The 18,819-nt window shown below is 70.3% G+C and carries 14 protein-coding genes, 1 pseudogene and 1 riboswitch; of the genes and pseudogenes, 4 read left to right on the top strand and 11 right to left on the bottom strand.

The window, feature by feature from the left end:
• Window positions 1–534: 534 nt before the first annotated feature.
• From StrepF001_RS28310 to StrepF001_RS28325, 4 genes and pseudogenes are all read right to left on the bottom strand, one after another.
• Window positions 535–1,185, bottom strand: a complete 651-nt coding sequence (locus StrepF001_RS28310) for a thymidine kinase (protein ID WP_129801046.1) — start codon at window positions 1,183–1,185, stop codon at window positions 535–537.
• 43 nt (window positions 1,186–1,228) lie between these two features.
• On the bottom strand, window positions 1,229–2,428 hold the full coding sequence (locus StrepF001_RS28315; protein ID WP_129801047.1) for a nucleotide pyrophosphatase/phosphodiesterase family protein: 1,200 nt from the start codon (window positions 2,426–2,428) through the stop codon (window positions 1,229–1,231).
• Window positions 2,428–3,015 (bottom strand): DUF5998 family protein, encoded by a 588-nt coding sequence (locus tag StrepF001_RS28320; RefSeq protein ID WP_129801048.1) that lies wholly within the window; start codon window positions 3,013–3,015, stop codon window positions 2,428–2,430. The genes StrepF001_RS28315 and StrepF001_RS28320 overlap by 1 nt, the downstream gene beginning before the upstream one ends.
• 59 nt (window positions 3,016–3,074) lie before the next feature.
• Window positions 3,075–5,920 (bottom strand): annotated as a pseudogene (locus StrepF001_RS28325) (GNAT family N-acetyltransferase).
• A gap of 178 nt (window positions 5,921–6,098) precedes the next feature.
• On the opposite strand from StrepF001_RS28325, the gene StrepF001_RS28335 reads away from it, so the two are divergent.
• Entirely contained in the window at window positions 6,099–6,380 is a 282-nt protein-coding gene (locus StrepF001_RS28335; protein WP_129801049.1) for an HPr family phosphocarrier protein, read from the top strand.
• Between the two features lie 258 nt (window positions 6,381–6,638).
• On the opposite strand, the gene StrepF001_RS28340 is transcribed toward StrepF001_RS28335, so the two are convergent.
• The 5 genes from StrepF001_RS28340 to StrepF001_RS28360 form a co-directional block, all read right to left on the bottom strand.
• Entirely contained in the window at window positions 6,639–7,334 is a 696-nt protein-coding gene (locus StrepF001_RS28340) for a GntR family transcriptional regulator (protein ID WP_129801050.1), read from the bottom strand.
• Window positions 7,335–7,522: 188 nt separating this feature from the next.
• Complete coding sequence (locus tag StrepF001_RS28345; protein WP_129801051.1) at window positions 7,523–8,287, bottom strand: M23 family metallopeptidase; 765 nt, start codon at window positions 8,285–8,287, stop codon at window positions 7,523–7,525.
• A gap of 13 nt (window positions 8,288–8,300) precedes the next feature.
• A riboswitch (cyclic di-AMP (ydaO/yuaA leader) is annotated at window positions 8,301–8,465 on the bottom strand.
• Between the two features lie 59 nt (window positions 8,466–8,524).
• Window positions 8,525–9,321, bottom strand: a protein-coding gene (locus StrepF001_RS28350; protein ID WP_165396255.1) for an IS5 family transposase whose coding sequence is annotated in 2 segments (ribosomal slippage) — window positions 8,525–8,988 and window positions 8,988–9,321 — 798 coding nt in all. Because the reading frame shifts where the segments join, the coding sequence is not laid out codon by codon here.
• Between the two features lie 200 nt (window positions 9,322–9,521).
• A complete protein-coding gene (locus StrepF001_RS28355) occupies window positions 9,522–10,910 on the bottom strand; it encodes a pitrilysin family protein (RefSeq protein WP_129801052.1) in 1,389 nt (462 codons plus the stop codon).
• Window positions 10,907–12,271 (bottom strand): pitrilysin family protein, encoded by a 1,365-nt coding sequence (locus tag StrepF001_RS28360; RefSeq protein WP_129801165.1) that lies wholly within the window; start codon window positions 12,269–12,271, stop codon window positions 10,907–10,909. Before StrepF001_RS28360 ends, StrepF001_RS28355 begins: the two co-directional genes overlap by 4 nt.
• A 336-nt stretch (window positions 12,272–12,607) precedes the next feature.
• On the opposite strand from StrepF001_RS28360, the gene StrepF001_RS28365 reads away from it, so the two are divergent.
• A complete protein-coding gene (locus StrepF001_RS28365) occupies window positions 12,608–15,064 on the top strand; it encodes a DNA topoisomerase IV subunit A (RefSeq protein ID WP_129801053.1) in 2,457 nt (818 codons plus the stop codon).
• Here StrepF001_RS28365 and StrepF001_RS28370 read toward each other — a convergent pair.
• Window positions 15,061–16,134 carry a GTP-binding protein gene (locus tag StrepF001_RS28370; RefSeq protein ID WP_129801054.1) on the bottom strand — a complete coding sequence of 358 codons (1,074 nt, stop codon included), beginning with the start codon at window positions 16,132–16,134 and terminating at the stop codon, window positions 15,061–15,063. The two genes, StrepF001_RS28365 and StrepF001_RS28370, sit on opposite strands and share 4 nt — an antisense overlap.
• Before the next feature lie 321 nt (window positions 16,135–16,455).
• Between StrepF001_RS28370 and StrepF001_RS28375 the strand changes: the two genes are divergently transcribed.
• Both StrepF001_RS28375 and StrepF001_RS28380 read left to right on the top strand, forming a co-directional pair.
• Entirely contained in the window at window positions 16,456–17,007 is a 552-nt protein-coding gene (locus StrepF001_RS28375; protein ID WP_129801055.1) for a DUF6082 family protein, read from the top strand.
• Window positions 17,008–17,207: 200 nt separating this feature from the next.
• Window positions 17,208–17,444: a hypothetical protein gene (locus tag StrepF001_RS28380; protein WP_129801056.1), complete on the top strand. Its 237-nt coding sequence runs from the start codon at window positions 17,208–17,210 to the stop codon at window positions 17,442–17,444.
• Between the two features lie 172 nt (window positions 17,445–17,616).
• On the opposite strand, the gene StrepF001_RS28385 is transcribed toward StrepF001_RS28380, so the two are convergent.
• Window positions 17,617–18,783: a citrate synthase gene (locus StrepF001_RS28385; RefSeq protein ID WP_129801057.1), complete on the bottom strand. Its 1,167-nt coding sequence runs from the start codon at window positions 18,781–18,783 to the stop codon at window positions 17,617–17,619.
• Window positions 18,784–18,819: the final 36 nt, after the last annotated feature.

Consider the following 18,819-nt stretch of genomic DNA (forward strand, 5'->3'; position numbering starts at 1 on the left):
CCCAGGTCTAGGTACGGGGCGACAGCCTACGAGGGCAGTGCGGCGGATTCTCGCCTGAGGCATGTCATGCGCCGCAGTTCACCCTTTCGGGATTGCTGTCCGATCCGCTGTCCCGTTTCGGGTCGGCGGACTCCTTCAGTGACCGACACCCAACCGCAGTTCGATCCCAAGAGACGAGGGTATACAGGCCCATCGGCAGGAGGCCCGAGCCGACGCAGGCTCCGCCGGCGCCTCCACTGATCACTGAACCAGAGACCGGCACCACCCAGAAGGAATGACTGCGCAGGCGAGCACACTGGCTGCGTGAGGAGGGCTGGGCCGCCATCCTCGACACTACGAACGGCCTTGGGCACACCGCCACCCCGCCGAACGACAAGTGTCGCAACCGCGCGGCGCTCACTGGGCAACAACCGCCGTCGGACATCGAGGCGGCAGGGTCGCCAGCACACCAGACGGGATATCGGGTGAAGGCGGAGACCGAGAGGCTCTGCAGACCACCGCACAGTGAACTACGGCCTATTCGGCCGACAACCATCAGTCAGAGGCCACCGGCAGGACGTCCGGCGAGAGCGCGCCAGCGCGGACAGAACCGCTCGTCATACGGCGACGATGGTGACGCCGGCACAACACCTCATAGCCGACCTCCGCAGCGGGGCTACTCACGTCACCGACAACGACCTGCTCACCTTCCACCACCATCTCGCCGCCCAGCGTGCGGGCATTGTGCGTAGCACGCGCCCCGCACCAGCACATCGCCTCCACCTGCAGCGTCTCAATGCGGTCCGCCAGCTCGATCAGCCGCCGCGAGCCAGGGAAGAGCTTCGTGCGGAAGTCGGTGGTGATACCGAACGAGAAGACGTCCAGGTCCAAGTCGTCCACGACCCGCGCCAATTGGTCGATCTGCACCGGCTCCAGGAACTGCGCCTCGTCCACGATCAAGTAGTCGACCTTGCCGCCCTGCGACACCCTGTCGACGACATAGGCATACAGATCCATGCCAAGCACCGCCTCGACCGCGTCGGTCACCAGCCCCAGCCGTGAAGAGAGCTTCCCCTCTCCCGCACGGTCGTCCCGAGTGAAGATCAGACCCTGCAGCCCCCTCGCCGACCGGTTGTGCGCAATTTGAAGCGCCAGCGTCGACTTCCCGCAGTCCATCGTTCCGGAGAAGAAGACCAGCTCGGGCATGGGGAGTTGAGCACCTTTCGGCGAAACGACGGAGCAGGGGGTGTCAGGAGCGTACTTCGAGCAGCGGGACCAGCTGCTCGGCGGGGGTCATCGAGCCGTGGTTGCCGACCATCGCCGACTCCTTCGGCTCCCGCTCGGAGGCGATGATCAGCACGTCGTCGCGGGCGGCCGCGACCACGTCGCCGATGCGCGCGTACACGCGGTCGTCGCATGCGCCGGGTGGCCCGAACCAGCCCGCGGCGATCGCCTCGTCCCGCGAGGCCACCCAGAACTGCTCGCCGAGCACCTCCCGCCAGCAGGTCAGTACGTCGTTCTCGGCGCCCGGCAGCGCGTACACGTGCCGCGCGCGGCCCTCGCCGCCCAGTAGGGCCACCCCGGCGCGCAGTTCCCAGTCCTCGTCGAAGTCGATGCGGTGCTGCTCGTCGAAGGGCACGTCGATCATGCCGTGGTCGGCGGTGACATAGAGCGCGCTGCGCTGCGGGAGCTGCTCGGCCAGCCGCTGCACCAGCCGGTCCACGTACATGAGCTGGCCGCGCCAGGTGTCGGAGGCGACGCCGAAACGGTGACCGGCGCCGTCGAGTTCGGCGTAGTACGTGTAGACCAGGCTCCGGTCCCCGGCGGCGAGTTGCTCCGCGGCGAGGTCCATGCGCTCCTCGCCGGTCAGCCGCCCGTGGAACGTTCCGCCACTGAGCGCGACCTTGGTCAGCGGGGTGCTCTGGAAGGCGGGGGACGAGACCTGCGCGGCGTGCACACCCGCTTTCTGGGCCAGGTCGAAGACCGTGGGATACGGCTGCCAGGCGCGCGGCTCGGTCCACGGCTGCCAGCGCAGCTGGTTCATCAGCTCGCCGGTGGCCGGGTTGCGCACGGTGTAGCCGGGCAGGCCGTGTGCGCTCGGCGGCAGGCCGGTGCCGACCGAGGCGAGGGACGTAGCGGTCGTCGCGGGGTATCCGGCGGTGAGGGGACGGCCCGTACCGCCACGGGAGGCGGCGAGGAGCGAGGTCAGGAAGGGGGCCTCGTCCGGGTACGCCCTGAGCTGCTCCCAGCCGAGGCCGTCGATCAGGAACACGCAGACCCGGTCGGCAGGGGTCAGTTCGGTGATCGTGGCGGTCATGCCCGGCACGCCCATACCCGCGGCCAGCGTCGGCAGCAGGTCGGCGAGCGAGCCGGAGCCGTACTCGGGCCGGGGGGCGGAGTCGACGGCGAGGGGCTCCGGGTGGTCCTCCCAGGCGGCGGGCTGCGCCATCAGCGGTCGAGGTCCGCGGTCGCCTCGGAGACGGACTGCGCGAAGGCGAGCGCCTGGCGCACCGTCTCCGGTCCGTCCCCGGCCTCGCTGACGCGCAGGCTGAGGTCGTCGGCCGTCGAACTGCCCGTGTAGCCGTGATCGGCCTCACAGTTGGGGTCGCCGCAGGCGGCGGGCTCCAGATCGAGGCGGGAGACCGCGCCCCAGCCGATCGTCAGCACGACCTCGCGCGGCAGCGTGCCCGGTGCGTACGACTCCGGGTTGGCGACGACGCGGCTGACGACCACCGACGAGATCCTGCCCAGCTTCACCGACTCCGTCGACGTCGTGGCGTACGGCGTCGGAGAGGTGCTGTCCGCGGCCTGCTCGTCGGTGTGGCTGACGATGAAGCGGTTGTCGGTGAGGACCAGCACGGTCACATGCCGCCGGACCTCGTTCTGGTCGAACGTCGTCTCCTGGTGGACCAGGTACGACCGGATGGGCTCGCCGCCCACGGCGGCCTCCACCGCCTCGGCCACGAGGGCCGGGTAGTAGCCGCTGCGCTCGATCGCCGCTCGCAGCCCCTGGGTCGTCGTACTGGTCTTGGCCATGAGGCCCATCCTACGGGGACCCACTGACTGCGAGGCACCGCTCGGTCACCCCGGGCCCCTCAGTACACCGGGAGCGTCCGCGGGCCGAGGTCGTCCCGGGCGGGGGGCGGGGCCAGGCGTACGGAGGCGCCGAGCACGCTCAGACCGTGCGGGGCGACGACGACCGGCTCCAAGGTGACCGCGACCACCTCGGGATGGTCGTCGACCAGCCGGGACACGCGCAGCAACAGCTCCTCCAGGGCGGGGGTGTCGACGGGCGTCGAACCGCGCCAGCCGAACAGCAGCGGTGCCGTACGGATCGAGCGGATCAGCGAGGTCGCCTCGCGGTCGGTGACCGGGATCAGGCGGTGCGCCGTGTCGCCGAGCAGCTGGGAGGCCGCCCCGGCCAGCCCGAAGGAGAGCACCGCTCCGGCCGCCGGATCGATCACCGTCCGTACGACCGTGTCCACCCCGCGCGGGGCCATCCGCTGTACCACCGGCCGCAGCTCCTCGGGCGTCCCGAACAGCTCCGTCAACTCGGTGTACGCCCGTCGCAGTTGCTCCTCGTCCGCCAGATCCAGGCGTACGCCGCCGAGGTCCGCGCGGTGACGCAGGTGCGGGGCGGTGGCCTTGAGGGCCACGGGGTAGCCGAGGGTGCGGGCGGCTGCTGCTGCGGCGTCGGGGGTGGGGGGGCAGGGCGCGGTGGACGCTGATCCGTACTTCCGAGCAGCTCGCACGTCTCCTCCGTACCGAGCGTGAGCCCCTGCCCGCGCGTGAGCAGCCCGCGATCAGCTCGGCGGCGCCCTTCTCGTCGATGTCCTCGAACTCGGCACCTTCCCGGCTCGGCGGTCCGCCGCCACTGCGCGTACTTGACGACTTCGGCGAGTGCACGGACGGCACGTTCGGCGGCGGGGTAGGCAGGGATATGCCCTTCCCAGCCGCGGGCAGTCGTGCCGCCCGGGGCGGCACGGGTGGGCGCGGGCGGCACCCGCCAGCGCCGGGCAGCGCACCCCACCCCACCCAACCGCCGCCGGGACCCTGGAAGAGGCTGTGGCGCAGTACTGGCCGCAGCCGACAACGCCTCCGCCAGCCCCCCGAGCTCCACATGCACCACCAGCACCGGCTTGGAAGAAGCCGCAGCCGCCGCCGACCGCAACGCCTCCGCCAACGCCGCATCCCCCACCGACGCCTCCCCGATCGCCGGTATCGCGGTCACCACGACGGAGTCGCACGTGTCGTCCGCCAACGCCCGCGACAACGCCGTCCGGAAGTCCTCCGCCGAAGCCCCCGTCGTGAGGTCCAGCGGAGGATGCGGCCGCAACCCCTCGGACAGACACGCGTCGTACGTCAGCAGCCCCAGCGACTCGGAGTTCCCCAGGATCGCCACCCGCGGCCCCGCCGGCAGTGGCTGTCGCGCCAGCAGCAGCCCCGCGTCGACCAGCTCGGTGATCGTGTCCACCCGGATCACGCCGGCCTGCCGCAGCAGCTCGGACACGGTGGCGTGCGGCAGCCGCGTCGCCCGTACGGCGTGGCCCTGCGGCGCGGCACCTCCGTGGCGCGCACCCTGCACCACGACGAGCGGCTTCGCCGCCGCCGTCCGTCGCGCGAGGCGGGTGAACTTGCGCGGGTTGCCGATGGACTCCAGATACATCAGGACGACGTCGGTGTCCGGATCGTCGTACCAGTACTGGAGCACGTCGTTGCCGGACACGTCCGCCCGGTTGCCGGACGAGACGAACGTCGACACACCCGTGACTCCGGTGACTCCGCCGCCGCGCCGGTGCAGCCGGGACAGCAGTGCGATGCCGATGGCCCCGGACTGCGCGAAGAGCCCGATCCGTCCGGGGCGCGGCATCTCGGGGGCCAGGGAGGCGTTGAGGCGGACGTCCGGGGAGGTGTTGATGATCCCGAAGGCGTTCGGCCCGATGATCCGCATGCCGTACGCGCGCGCGCGCCGCACGAGCGCACGCTGGCGATCCCGTCCGTCGGGGCCGCTCTCGGCGTAGCCGGCGGAGATCACGACGAGGCCCTGCACTCCGTGCTCGCCGCACTCGGTGACCACCTCGGGCACGTACTCCGCGGGGACGGCAACGACGGCGAGGTCGACGGGCCCGTCGATGTCGCGCACCGAGCGGTACGCCGGCACCCCGTCGAGTTCCTCGATGCCCTCGGGCAGGGCCCCGTTCACGGCGTAAAGACTGCCGGTGAAGCCGGCTTCCCGGATGTTGCCGAGGACGCTGCGGCCCACGCCGCCGGGCGTGCGGCCCGTGCCGACGACGGCGATGGAGCCGGGCGCCAGCAGCCGCCGTACCGACCGTGCCTCGGCGCGCTGCTCACGCGCGCGCTGCACGGCGAGCGAACGGTCCGTGGGTTCGAGGTCGAACTCCAGGCGTACGACGCCGTCCTCGAAGCTGCGCTTCTGGGTGTATCCGGCGTCCGTGAACACCTTGATCATCTTGCTGTTGGCGGGCAGCACCTCGGCGGCGAAGCGGCGGATGCCGCGCTCCCGGGCGACGGCGGCGATGTGTTCGAGGAGGGCGGAGGCGACACCGCGGCCCTGGTGGGCGTCCTGTACAAGGAAGGCGACCTCGGCCTCGTCGGCAGGCGCGGAGGCGGGCAGGCCGTCGGCGCCGATGCGGTCATAGCGTACGGTGGCGATGAACTCGCCGCCGATGGTGGCCGCGAGTCCCACCCGGTCCACAAAGTCGTGGTGCGTGAAGCGGTGGACGTCCTTGGCGGACAGACGCGGGTAGGGCGCGAAGAAGCGGTAGTACTTCGACTCGTCCGAAACCTGCTCGTAGAAGCTGACCAGGCGCTCGGCGTCATCAACGGTGATGGGGCGGATGCGCGCGGTGCCGCCGTCGCGCAGCACCACGTCGGCTTCCCAGTGGGCGGGGTACTCGTGCCGCTCCGACGAGCTCTGCATGCGCCCCAGAGTACGGCTCGCGTACGACAACGGCGCGAGGCAGTCTGTGCAAGGACGGGAGTCGGACCGAGGCCGCGGTCCGACTCCACCTCCGGACGGTACGAAGGACCGCACCGGGCATGCTTCACGATATGGGAAACTGGTCTAGACAACCCTGAACACTGAAGGGCAGCATCACATGGCTGAGCGCCGCGTCAACGTCGGCTGGGCCGAGGGCCTCCACGCCCGCCCCGCCTCCATCTTCGTCCGAGCCGCCACGGCCGCAGGCGTCCCGGTGACGATCGCCAAGGCCGGGGGCAACCCCGTCAACGCGGCCTCCATGCTGGCCGTTCTCAGCCTGGGCGCCGAGGGCGGCGAGGAGATCGTCCTGGCCTCCGACGCCGACGGCGCCGAAGCCGCGCTCGACCGTCTGGCCAAGCTGGTCTCCGAGGGCCTCGAGGAGCTGCCCGAGACCGTCTGACCGCCCGCACGGCGGTCAGTGAAGCCGCGTCGCCCTTCCCGGGCGGCGCGGCTTCGCCGTTTCCGCAGCGGGCTCATGCGTTTGCCGCAGCGGCTTCGCGTGTTTCCCGCAGCGACCTCCCGTCTTTTCCACGGCGGGCGCGACGCAATTCACGCGGGCACGCCTGTGACGCGCGGACGTGAATTCCCGGCGCGCCAGAAAAAGGGCAGCGGAAATACACCGCCACCGAATATCTCCTCTTTGTATACGGCGCATATGTTAATGCCGCAGGCTGGACATGTTTACGGGGTGTTGCGAAGTCCTCACACGGTCGGTGCGATCCTGGCCGCCGACGAACCGGAGCCGGTGCGCGGCGATCGCGCGCTCGGTGTGCAGCGCCGTGACGGCCCGCGCGCGCTCGCTGTCGCCGCGCGCCACGGCGTCCACGATCGCGCCGTGCTCCGTCCAGGACTCCGCGGGGCCGGCCGGTGCCTCCACGGCGTACATCCAGGCGATCTTGTGTCGCAGCTGGGTCAGCATGGCGATCAGCGCGGGGCTTCCGGAGGCCTGGGCGAGCGTCTCGTGGAACCAGCCGCCCAGCGAGCGCAGATCCTCACTGTTGCCCCTCCTCGCCCGCTCCTGACCCAGCCGGACGAGACCGCGCAGGACCTTCAGATGGGCCTCGGTGCGCCGCTGGGCGGCCCGGGCGGCGCCGAGCGGCTCCAGCAGCATGCGCATCTCCAGCAGGTCGGAGGCCTCCTGCTCGGTGGGCTCCGCGACGCACGCGCCCGCGTGCCGCCGGGTCACCACGAAGCCCTCTGCCTCCAGGGTGCGCAGGGCCTCCCGGACGGGGACGCGCGAGACGCCGTAGCGGCGCGCGAGGAGTTCCTCGGTGAGCCGGCCGCCACGCTCGTAGACACCCGCGACGATGTCGTCCCGGATCGCCGTGCACACCGAGTGCGCCGGAATACGCATGCCCGACCTCCGTCTTAATCCCCGTGAAACGTCGACGATTGACGTGTGTTCAGTGACTCTATTGCAAAGAGCCGGAATTTCCGATGGCGGACCGGAATCCATGGATATTTTTTGGACAAACAGACCCCTGAAACGCCGAAAGCCCCGGCTCGGGGAGCCAGGGCTTCGGGCAGCGCAGCCGCCTGTCGTCAGACGTTCACACCGTGCGAGCGGAGGTAGGCCAGCGGGTCGATGTCCGAGCCGTACTCGGCGGTCGTACGGGCCTCGAAGTGCAGGTGCGCTCCGGTGACGTTGCCGGTGGCGCCGGAGAGGGCGATCTGCTGTCCCGGGGTGACCGTCTGGCCGACCGAGACGGCGATGGACGACAGGTGGCCGTACTGGGTGTACGTACCGTCGTTCATCTTGATCACGACTTGATTGCCGTACGCCCCGCCCCAGCCGGCCTCGACGACGGTGCCGGAGCCGACCGCGTGGACGGGCGTGCCGCTCGCGGCGTGGAAGTCGACACCGGTGTGGCTGCCGGAGGACCACAGGGAGCCGCCGGACTGGTAGCCGGTGGAGACATAGGAGCCGGTGATGGGCAGCGCATAGGTGTTGAGACGCTTGCGCTCGGCCTCGCGGGCGGCCCGCTCCTTGGCTTCGCGCGCCTCCTTGGCCCGCTCCTCCGCGCGCTTCTCGGCGGCCGCTTCGGCGGCTTCCTCGGCGGCGGCCTCCTCGGCGGCCTGCTGCTGGGCGGCCGCCTGGGCGTCGATCTGGTCGGCGACCGAGTCGCCGATGGTGACGACCGGCAGCAGGCCGGTCTGCTCGAGCGCCGGCTCGGCGGCCAGCGCGGGGGCGGCCAGAGTGCCGACGACGCCGGTGGTGGTGAGCGCGGCGACGCCCGCGGCGCGGGCGGTGGTGCGCTGCATCCGGCTGGGACGACGGTGCTTCCCGGTGGCGCGGGTGAACGCCATGAAGTGGCTGGTCCTTTCCTTCCTTCTCGCCTACCGGGTTAGCTGACGGGTTCGGAGCAGGAAGGTCTCCTACGGACTCCCTCGCTGCGCGCGGGCGTCCGATTCACCCCAGGGACTGCATCGTTGGGTCCCCGGCTCCCCTGGCTCGCGCCGTTCGGGGACTCGGCGATGACTGTCCGGTGCCGCGGACGCGGCGCACTGCCTGACGGACAGCCCGGAAGACGCTAAGACGTCATCTCATTTGGCGAGCCTGCGGTAGCAGATGAGGGTGCAGGCGATGCTGGTGAAGGCGAGGAAGTGCTCGGCTTTGCGCTCGTAGCGGCGGTGGAGGCGGCGGCAGCCGGCGAGCCAGGCCATGGTGCGTTCGATGGTCCAGCGGTGGCGGCCCAGACGTGTGGAGGACTCGATGCCCTTGCGGGCGATGCGGTGATGGATGCCTCGCTTGCGGAGCCATCGCCGCAGGTGGTCGTAGTCGTAGCCCTTGTCCGCGTGCAGCTTGGCGGGGCGGCGTCGGCGGGGTCCGCGGCGGGAGCGGATCGGAGGGATGCCCCGGACCAGTGGTTCGAGGGCCTGGCTGTCGTGGAGGTTCGCGCCGGAGATGCCGATCGAGAGGGGCAGACCGGTCCGCTCCGTGATCAAGTGGATCTTCGAGCCCTTCTTGCCCCGATCGACAGGATTCGGACCTGTCAGGTCCCCCCTTTCAAGGCCCGCATGTTCACCGAGTCAATCGCGCACCGGGACCAGTCCAGCTCGCCGCGAGAGCCGAGTTCGTCCAGGACCAGGCGGTGGAGCTTGGCCCACACCCGCGCCTTGCTCCATTCGGTGAACCGCCGATGGGCCGTCGGACCCGATGGCCCGAACGACGGGGGCAACTGCCGCCATGTGCAGCCTGACGTGGCCACGAAGATGATCGCTGCCAACACCTCGCGGTCCCCATACCGACGGCGGCCACCGCCCTGCGGCCGCGACGGAGCAGGCGGCACCACCCGCTCGAACAACCCCCACAACTCATCCGGCACCAGACGCTCAACGATCCCCACGACGACAGACTATCGAACATTCCAAATGAGACGACCTCTAAACGGGGCATCTTTCAATCCCCAAACGGAACACGGCTTTTGTAGCGCATGCCACAGGTCAGACAGGCAACCTCTCCCCCAATTGGGACATAAAGGGGCCCTGGTGACTCTTCCGTCACCAGGGCCCCTGCGCGGGCGTGCCGCTGTCAGGCCTTCTACTCGGCCGTGACGACGGTGACTTCGCCGATTCCGAGGGCCGCGACAGGCTCCTTGATCTGCGCCGCATCGCCGACGAGGACGGTCACGAGACGGTCCACCGGGAAGGCGTTGACGACCGCCGCCGTGGCCTCGACGGTGCCCGTCGCGGCGAGCTGCTGGTACAGCGTCGCCTGGTAGTCGTCGGGCAGGTGCTGCTCGACCTGATCGGCCAGCGTGCTCGCGACGGCCGCCGCGGTCTCGTACTTGAGCGGCGCCACCCCGACGAGGTTCTGCACGGCGACGTCCCGCTCGGGATCGGTCAGACCCTGCTCGGCGAGCGTGCGCAGCACCGTCCAGAGGTCCTGCAGTGCGGGACCGGTGTTCGGTGTGTCGACGGAGCCGCTGATGGCAAGCATCGCGGCGCCGCTGCCGTCCGGCGCCGAACGCAGCACCTGGCCGAACGCGCGCACGCCGTAGGTGTAGCCCTTCTCCTCGCGCAGGACACGGTCCAGGCGGGAGGTGAGGGTGCCGCCCAGACAGTACGTGCCGAGCACCTGGGCAGGCCACACGCGGTCGTGCCGGTCGGAGCCGACGCGGCCGATCAGCAGCTGGGTCTGCACGGCGCCGGGACGGTCCACGATGACGACCCGGCCGGTGTCGTCGGCGGTCACCGGCGGCACGGGGCGCGGCTGGGCCGGGGAACCGGTCCAGGCGCCCAGGGTGTCACCGAGCAGCGCGTCGAGGTCGACACCGGTGAGGTCGCCGACGACGACTGCGCTGGCCGTGGCGGGCCGGACGTGCTTCTCGTAGAAGGCACGTACGGCCGCGGAGTCGATGGTCGCCACCGTCTCCTCGGTGCCCTGGCGGGGTCGCGACATGCGCGAGGTCGCCGGGAACAGCTCCTTGGAGAGCTCCTTGGCGGCACGGCGGGACGGGTTGGCCAGCTCGTGCGGGATCTCGTCGAGGCGGTTGCGCACGAGCCGCTCGACCTCGCTGTCGGCGAATGCGGGCGCCCTGAGGGCGTCGGCGAGCAGGCCGAGGGCCTTGGCCAGACGGGAGGCGGGGACCTCCAGGCTCAGGCGGACGCCGGGGTGGTCGGCGTGCGAGTCGAGGGTGGCGCCGCAGCGCTCCAGCTCGGCGGCGAACTCCTCGGCGGAGTGCTTGTCGGTGCCCTCGGAGAAGGCCCGCGCCATGATCGTGGCGACGCCGTCGAGGCCGGCCGGCTCGGCCTCCAGGGGCGCACCCAGGAGCACCTCGACGGCGACGACCCGCTGGCCGGGGCGGTGGCAGCGCAGAACCGTCAGACCGTTGTCGAGCGTCCCGCGCGTGGGCGCAGGGAAGGCCCACGGCCTGGCCTCGCCCGCCCGGGGCTGGGGGTGGAACTCCATCGTGGCGAGCTCGGTCACTGGGCCGCCTCCTCGTTGTTGTCGTCGGTGGGTTCGGCAGCTTCGGCGGCGTCGGCGGCGTCGGCGGCGGTCGGCTCGTAGACGAGCACCGCGCGGTTGTCGGGGCGCAGGCGGGCCTTGGCGACCTCCTGGACCTCTTCGGCCGTGACGTCCAGCACGCGCTGGACGGCGGTCAGGGCCAGCTGCGGGTCGCCGAACAGCACGGCGTACCGGCACAGTTCGTCGGCGCGGCCGGCGACCGTGCCGAGCCGGTCCAGCCACTCGCGCTCCAACTGGGCCTGGGCACGCTCCATCTCCTCGGCCGTGGGGCCCTCCTCGGCGAACCGGGCGAGCTCCTCGTCGATGGCGGCCTCGATGACCGGCACCTCGACGTCACCGGAGGTCTTCACGTCCAGCCACCCCAGGGAGGGCGCTCCGGCCAGCCGCAGCAGGCCGAACCCGGCCGCCACGGCCGTACGGTCACGCCGTACGAGCCGGTTGTAGAGGCGGGACGACTCGCCGCCGCCGAGGACGGTGAGGGCCAGGTCGGCCGCGTCGCACGCGCGCGTGCCGTCGTGCGGGAGCCGGTAGGCGGCCATCAGGGCGCGCGCCGGCACCTCCTCCTCGACGATCTCGCGCAGCTGCTCGCCGATGATCTCGGGCAGCGCGCCGTCGCGCGGGGCGGGCTTGCCGTCGTGGGAGGAGATGGAGCCGAAGTACTTCTCGATCCAGGCGAGCGTCTGCTCCGGATCGATGTCACCGACGACGGACAGCACCGCGTTGTTGGGCGCGTAGTACGTGCGGAAGAACGCGCGCGCGTCCTCCAGGGTCGCGGCGTCCAGGTCGGCCATCGAGCCGATGGGCGTGTGGTGGTACGGGTGGCCCTCCGGGTAGGCGAGGGCGGTCAGCTTCTCGAAAGCGGTCCCGTAGGGAACGTTGTCGTAGCGCTGACGGCGCTCGTTCTTGACGACGTCCCGCTGGTTCTCCATGGACTCGTCGTCGAGGGCCGCGAGCAGCGAGCCCATCCGGTCGGCCTCCAGCCAGAGGGCGAGCTCCAGCTGGTGGGTGGGCATGGTCTCGAAGTAGTTGGTGCGCTCGAAGCTGGTGGTGCCGTTCAGCGAGCCGCCGGCGCCCTGCACCAGCTCGAAGTGCCCGTTGCCCTTCACCTGCGCGGAGCCCTGGAACATCAGGTGCTCGAAAAGGTGAGCCAGACCGGTACGTCCCTTGACCTCGTGGCGCGAGCCGACGTCGTACCAGAGGCACACCGCCGCGACCGGGGTCAGGTGGTCCTCGGAGAGCACCACGCGCAGGCCATTGGCCAGGCGGTGCTCGGTCGCTGTCAGGCCGCCGGAGCCTGCCTGGGCTGTGGCCGTGTGACCCATGGGCATGTACGTCCCTTCGATCGCGGTGCGGTCGGTGAAACCGCCGATTTCCTGCCGTCCTGCCACTGTATGCAAGCGCGCCGACCAGGTGTGAAGTTCCCGGAGCCCGTACGCCGAGAGCGAGAAGCGGGTCACCCGGCGCGAGGGCGTAGCCTGCGGGCAGCGCGGGGCCGGGCGGCCGACGACGGGGTCCAGGGTCCGCGTTGTCAGTGGCGCGGTCCACAATGGACCGCGTCAGATCCGTCGAACGCTTCAGCAAGCGTGAGCCGAAGGGGCGCGACAGCGACCTGCGCGCCCCGTAGGCGAGCGACCAGAAACCAGGAGGAGCCGGCAGCGATGGCCCGCCGCAGCACGAAGACCCCGCCGCCCGACGACTCGTACGAGGAGCGGATCCTCGACATTGACGTCGTGGACGAAATGCAGGGCTCCTTCCTCGAGTACGCGTACTCGGTCATCTACTCCCGGGCCCTGCCGGACGCCCGTGACGGTCTCAAGCCCGTCCACCGCCGCATCGTCTACCAGATGAACGAGATGGGCGTACGCCCCGACCGCGGCTATGTGAAGTGCGCCCGCGTCGTCGGCGAGGTCATGGGTAAGTTGCACCCCCACGGCGACGCCTCCATCTACGACGCCCTGGTGCGCATGGCCCAGCCCTTCTCCATGCGTGTGCCGCTGGTCGACGGCCACGGCAACTTCGGCTCGCTGGGCAACGACGACCCGCCGGCCGCGATGCGGTACACCGAGTGCCGCATGGCCGAGGCGACAAGCCTGATGACGGAGTCGATCGACGAGGACACCGTCGACTTCACCCCCAACTACGACGGTCAGGAGCAGGAGCCGGTGGCCCTGCCCGCCGCCTTCCCGAACCTGCTGGTCAACGGCTCCTCGGGCATCGCGGTCGGTATGGCGACCAACATGCCGCCGCACAACCTGCGCGAGGTCGTCGCGGCCGCCCGCCACTTGATCAGGCACCCGAACGCCGATCTCGACGCCCTGATGCGCCACGTCCCGGGCCCCGACCTGCCCACCGGAGGCCGGATCGTCGGCCTGTCCGGGATCCGCGACGCCTACGAGACGGGCCGCGGCACCTTCAAGATGCGGGCGACAGTGTCCGTGGAGGACGTGACGGCGCGCCGCAAGGGCCTCGTCGTCACCGAGCTGCCCTTCGCCGTCGGCCCGGAGAAGGTGATCGCGAAGATCAAGGACCTGGTCGGCTCGAAGAAGCTCCAGGGCATCGCCGACGTCAAGGACCTCACCGACCGTGAGCACGGCCTGCGCCTGGTGATCGAGATCAAGAACGGTTTCGTGCCGGAGGCGGTCCTGGAGCAGCTCTACAAGCTGACGCCCATGGAGGAGTCCTTCGGCATCAACAACGTCGCGCTGGTGGACGGCCAGCCCCTCACGCTGGGCCTGAAGGAGCTCCTGGAGGTTTATCTCGACCACCGCTTCGAGGTCGTGCGCCGCCGCTCGGAGTTCCGCCGCGGCAAGAAGCGCGACCGGCTGCATCTGGTCGAGGGCCTGCTCACAGCGCTGGTGGACATCGACGAGGTGATCCGCCTGATCCGCTCCAGCGAGAACTCCGCGCAGGCGAAGGAACGCCTGGTGGAGCGCTTCGCGCTGAGCGAGATCCAGACCCAGTACATCCTGGACACACCGCTGCGCCGCCTCACCAAGTACGACCGCATCGAGCTGGACGCCGAGAAGGACCGGCTCACCGCGGAGATCGCGGAGTTGACCCGGATCCTCGAGTCGGACGCGGAGCTGCGCAAGCTGGTCTCCTCCGAACTGGCCGCGGTGGCCAAGAAGTTCGGCACCGAGCGGCGTACGGTCCTGCTGGAGTCCGCGGCGGCCTCGGCCGCCGCCGTACCGCTCCAGGTGGCGGACGACCCGTGCCGGGTGCTGCTGTCCTCGACGAGCCTGCTGGCCCGTACGGCGAACGGCGAGCCGTTCACGGAGGACGCCGACGCCCGGCGTACCAAGCACGACGTGATCGTCTCGGCGGTGCCGGCCACGGCCCGCGGCGAGGTCGGTGCGGTCACCTCGGCCGGCCGCCTGCTCCGGATCAACGTCGTCGACCTTCCGCAGCTCCCGGACACGGCGACGGCCCCGAACCTCTCCGGAGGCGCGCCGCTCGCCGAGTTCGTCTCCCTGGAGGACGACGAGACGGTCGTCTGTCTGACCACGCTCGACGAGTCCTCCCCCGGCCTGGCACTCGGCACGGAACAGGGCGTCGTCAAGCGTGTGGTCCCCGACTACCCGGCCAACAAGGACGAGCTGGAGGTCATCACCCTCAAGGAGGGCGACCGGATCGTCGGCGCTGTCGAGCTGCGCACCGGCGAGGAGGACCTGATCTTCATCACGGACGACGCGCAGCTGCTGCGCTTCCAGGCCTCGCAGGTCCGCCCCCAGGGCCGCCCGGCAGGCGGTATGGCGGGCATCAAGCTGACGGACGGCGCCAAGGTCATCTCCTTCACCGCGGTCGACCCGGCGGCGGAGGCGGTCGTCTTCACCGTCGCGGGCTCGCGCGGCACGCTGGACGACTCCGTCCAGACGACCGCAAAGCTGACCCCGTTCGACCAGTACCCGCGCAAGGGCCGCGCCACCGGCGGCGTGCGCTGCCAGCGGTTCCTGAAGGGCGAGGACTGCCTGTCCTTCGCCTGGGCGGGCACCACCCCGGCGCGGGCCGCGCAGAAGAACGGCTCGCCGACCGACCTCCCCGAGCTCGACCCGCGCCGCGACGGCTCGGGCGTGTCGCTGGCGAAGCCGGTGGCGTCGGTGGCGGGGCCGGTTTAGGACGACGGTTCGGACGGATCCTCGGAATCCGGTTCCTCGGAGTCCTGGACGTAGCGCAGGACGCCCCACATGTCTTGCTCGTCGGCGTGTGGGGCGTCGCTCTTGCATGCCTGAAGTTTCTTGCCGAGGGTGGGGGCGTCGATGTCGGAGCCGATGAGGACGAGCTGGGTGACACGATCCGCGCCGATGGCCCAGGGCTCGGGGTAGAAGCGCAGGAACCGGCCGACGGCGTGCACGAGGTAGCGGTTGCGGGGGTCGTGGGCGCCGAAGTCGACGTACCCCTTGATCCGGTACAGCCCCTCGGGCCGGCTGTCGAGGAACTCCATCCACCTGCGCGGGTTCAGCGGCACATCGGAGACGAAGGACAGGCTGTCGTAGGCGGTGTGCAGATGGTCGCCGTGCTCGCCCTCGTGATCGTGGTCGTGCAGGTCGTCGAAGGACAGCTGCCCGATGCGCTCCTGCGACGGTCGGCAGTCGAAGAGGAACTCCGGATCGATGCGGCCGTACGTCGCGGGGACGACGGCGGCACCGTCGGTGAGGGAGCGGACGAGGGCGAGGGCGTGTCCGGCGTCGGGCGTCCTGTCGATCTTGTTGACCACGACGAGGTCGGCCAGGCCGAGGTGCCGGTCGATCTCGGGGTGCTTGGCGCGGGTGTCGTCGAACTCGGCGGCGTCCACGACCTCGACGAGGCCGCCGTAGACCACGCGGGGATTCTCGCCGGCCAGCACCATGCGCACCAGCTCCTGTGGCTCGGCGAGCCCGCTGGCCTCGATGACGATGACGTCGATACCGGCGCCGGGCCGCGCCAGCCGTTCGAGGTAGCCGTCCAGCTCACTGGCGTCGACGGCGCAGCAGAGGCACCCGTTGCCGAGGGAGACGGTGGAGTCTCCGAGGGCGCCGGCCACGGCCATCGCGTCGATCTCGATGGCCCCGAAGTCGTTCACGATCGCGCCGATACGGCTGCCGCCGCTGCGGTGGAGAAGATGGTTGAGGAGCGTCGTCTTCCCGGAGCCCAGGAATCCGGCGAGTACGACGACCGGGATCTGCTGCGGGCTCGGGCTCTGCCCCACCGTGCGACCTCTCTCACGCCTGTGCGTGCACCGGTCCGCGGTCCGGCGCACCCTCCGAGGATTGAATGCCGCCCCAGGATACGAGCACGAAGAATCCCCGCGAAGTGAACGATTGTTAGCAGCACTTGCGGGGCAGACGTTCGGCAAGGCGCCGGTTCGTGCGACCCTCGCTTCCTTCCGTGCGCCTCCTCTCCGCCTCCCCGCCGATCAGAGCCGCTCGGCACTCTGGGAGACGGCAAGCGCCGCCCACCGCTCGCCGGTCCCCTCCAGTCGACCCGCACCCCGACGACCGGCGGACGGCCGCCTGATTCGGGGGTTGACATGACCACACGGAAGAACACCGCGGGGAGGCTGGCCTCCGCCGCAGCCGGTCTGATGCTCGCGACCGCCACGGTGACGCTGGTTGCCCGCCAGCGGCGTCTTGAGGAGGCCCGCCTGCAAGTGAAGCGACTGGAACTGGAAGAACTCGCGTCCCGCCGCACGACGATCGCTCATCAGCAGCGCATGCACTGGGAACTGCTGTCCAAGGCGATCGACGATCCCTCGCTGGCCGCGGTGATCGACACCTATGACAAGAGCATCCCGGCGGAGAAGCGACGCCAGTTCTTTTACGCGAACGCCTGGTACGTCAACCTCTACCACCTCTACGAAGCAGGAATCCTGGACCAGGAGGAGCTGTTCGGACGCCTGCGCGAGATCTTCCAGAGTCCCCTCCTCCGGGAGTACTGGGAGGCCTCGAGGGCCCAGCGCGCGACGCTGAAGCAGTCGTCCGACGAGGCGAGGATCGGGCTGATGGTCGACGGTCTCATCAGAGACCTCGACGAAGCCGACACCGACGAGTGGTGGGTGGTGGGCAACCCACCATCGACCTGATGACCGGGCAGCGTGTGATCCGCTTGATCGCACGCACGGCCGATGTCACGGGAGCGTGATCACCACGCTGCCGTATGTCACACGGGTCAACTCTTGGGACACCACGACCCTGCTGAGCGAGTTTGGGCCTCTTGAGGCAGCCGCACCTGTCAGAATGCAGCGCTATACAATGCCCGAACCTCCGTAAGGACCGGTACCCCTTGAAGATCGTGCGCCGCATCGGTGTGCCTCCGAGCGCCCGTGGCAGTACCTCGGGAGCCAACTGCCCCGACCTCTTCGAGCTGAGCGACGGCAATTTCGCCGTCATCGGCACGGAGGCCACCGAGGCGCTGGAGCGTGAACTGCCTGCCGACGCCTCCCGCGCGGACTACGAGCGCATCGTGATCGTGAGCCGGGAGACCCTGATCCGCGCCAAGGCAGACATCCCCGACGCCTGACATCACCGCACGAGATCGCGTCCACCCCAGACTCGTGCCGTCCATCGCCCCGGCCGCCCGCAACCGTTGAGCGAACCGGAGCCCGTCGGGCGAGCAGGCCGGCATCCCGCGCCTGCTCGATCCCCCACCGATGAGGCCTGGCGTCGGAACGACACCAGGCCGCACGCGTTCGTCAGGCCGCCTCCGGCACCTTGACCGGCGCCCCCGGCCCCACATACCGCGCCGCCGGGCGGATGATCTTCGGGTCCTGCGCCTGTTCCAGGATGTTGGCGCTCCAGCCCACCACCCGCGCCGCCGCGAAGGTCGGTGTGAACATCTCGCGGGGCAGGCCGCAGAGCTCCATCACCACGCCGGCGTAGAACTCGACGTTGGTGTGCAGTTCACGGCCGGGCTTGAGTTCGGCGAGGATCGCCTCCACTCGGCGCTCGACCTCCACCGCGAAGTCCACCAGAGGACCGCCGAACTGCTGAGCAATGCCGCGCAACATGCGGGAGCGAGGATCCTCCGTACGGTAGACGGGGTGGCCGAAACCCATGATGCGGTCGCCGGCGAGGACACGTTCCCGGATCCACGGGTCGATCCGGTCCACCGTGCCGATCGTGTCCAGCGTGTCCAGCGCCCGACTGGGCGCACCCCCGTGCAGCGGGCCGGACAGTGCTCCCACCGCCCCCACGAGACACGCCGCGACGTCGGCGCCGGTGGACGTGATGACCCTGGCGGTGAAGGTTGATGCATTGAATCCGTGATCAATGGTTGAGATCAGGTATTGCTCGATCGCCCGCGCCTGCTGCGGGTCCGGCTCCGAGCCCGTCAACATGTAGAGGTAGTTCGCCGCATACGGCAGATCCTCGCGCGGTGGCACCGGCTCAAGTCCCTTCCCCAGCCGGTGCAACGCCGCGAGTACGGTCGGTACGGCCGCGGCCGCCACGACGGTGTCCGCGCGGCGCCGGTCCGCGTCGATGTCGTACACGGGTCGGAAGTCCTGTGCCGCGCCCAGCAGGGACAGCGCCGTACGCAGCCCGGCGAGCGGGCCGGAACGTCCGCCGGCCGCCGCGATGGCGGGCAGCGCCGCCGACACCTCGTCGGGCAACCGCCGCAGCGCCGCCGTCTCGGCAGCGAAGGCGGCACCTCGTTCACCGTCCGGCAGCTCGCCGTGGACCAGGAGATGCCAGACGTCCTCGAACGCGCGGGATTGCGCGAGTTCGACGGCGGAGTACTGGCGGTAGTGGTAGAAGCCCTCGAGACCCCGTACGTCACCGACCCGGGTGTCGGTCACGACGACACCCGCGAGTCCCCGCGGTACGTCGACAGAGGTGGCTGCGGACCTGTTGACGGACATGTTTTCCTCCCTGAACTTGATTTGACTGTCCATGCT

Origin of the sequence: Streptomyces sp. F001 (genome assembly GCF_004187715.1) — a bacterium.
Classification (GTDB): Bacteria; Actinomycetota; Actinomycetes; order Streptomycetales; family Streptomycetaceae; genus Streptomyces; species Streptomyces flavusporus.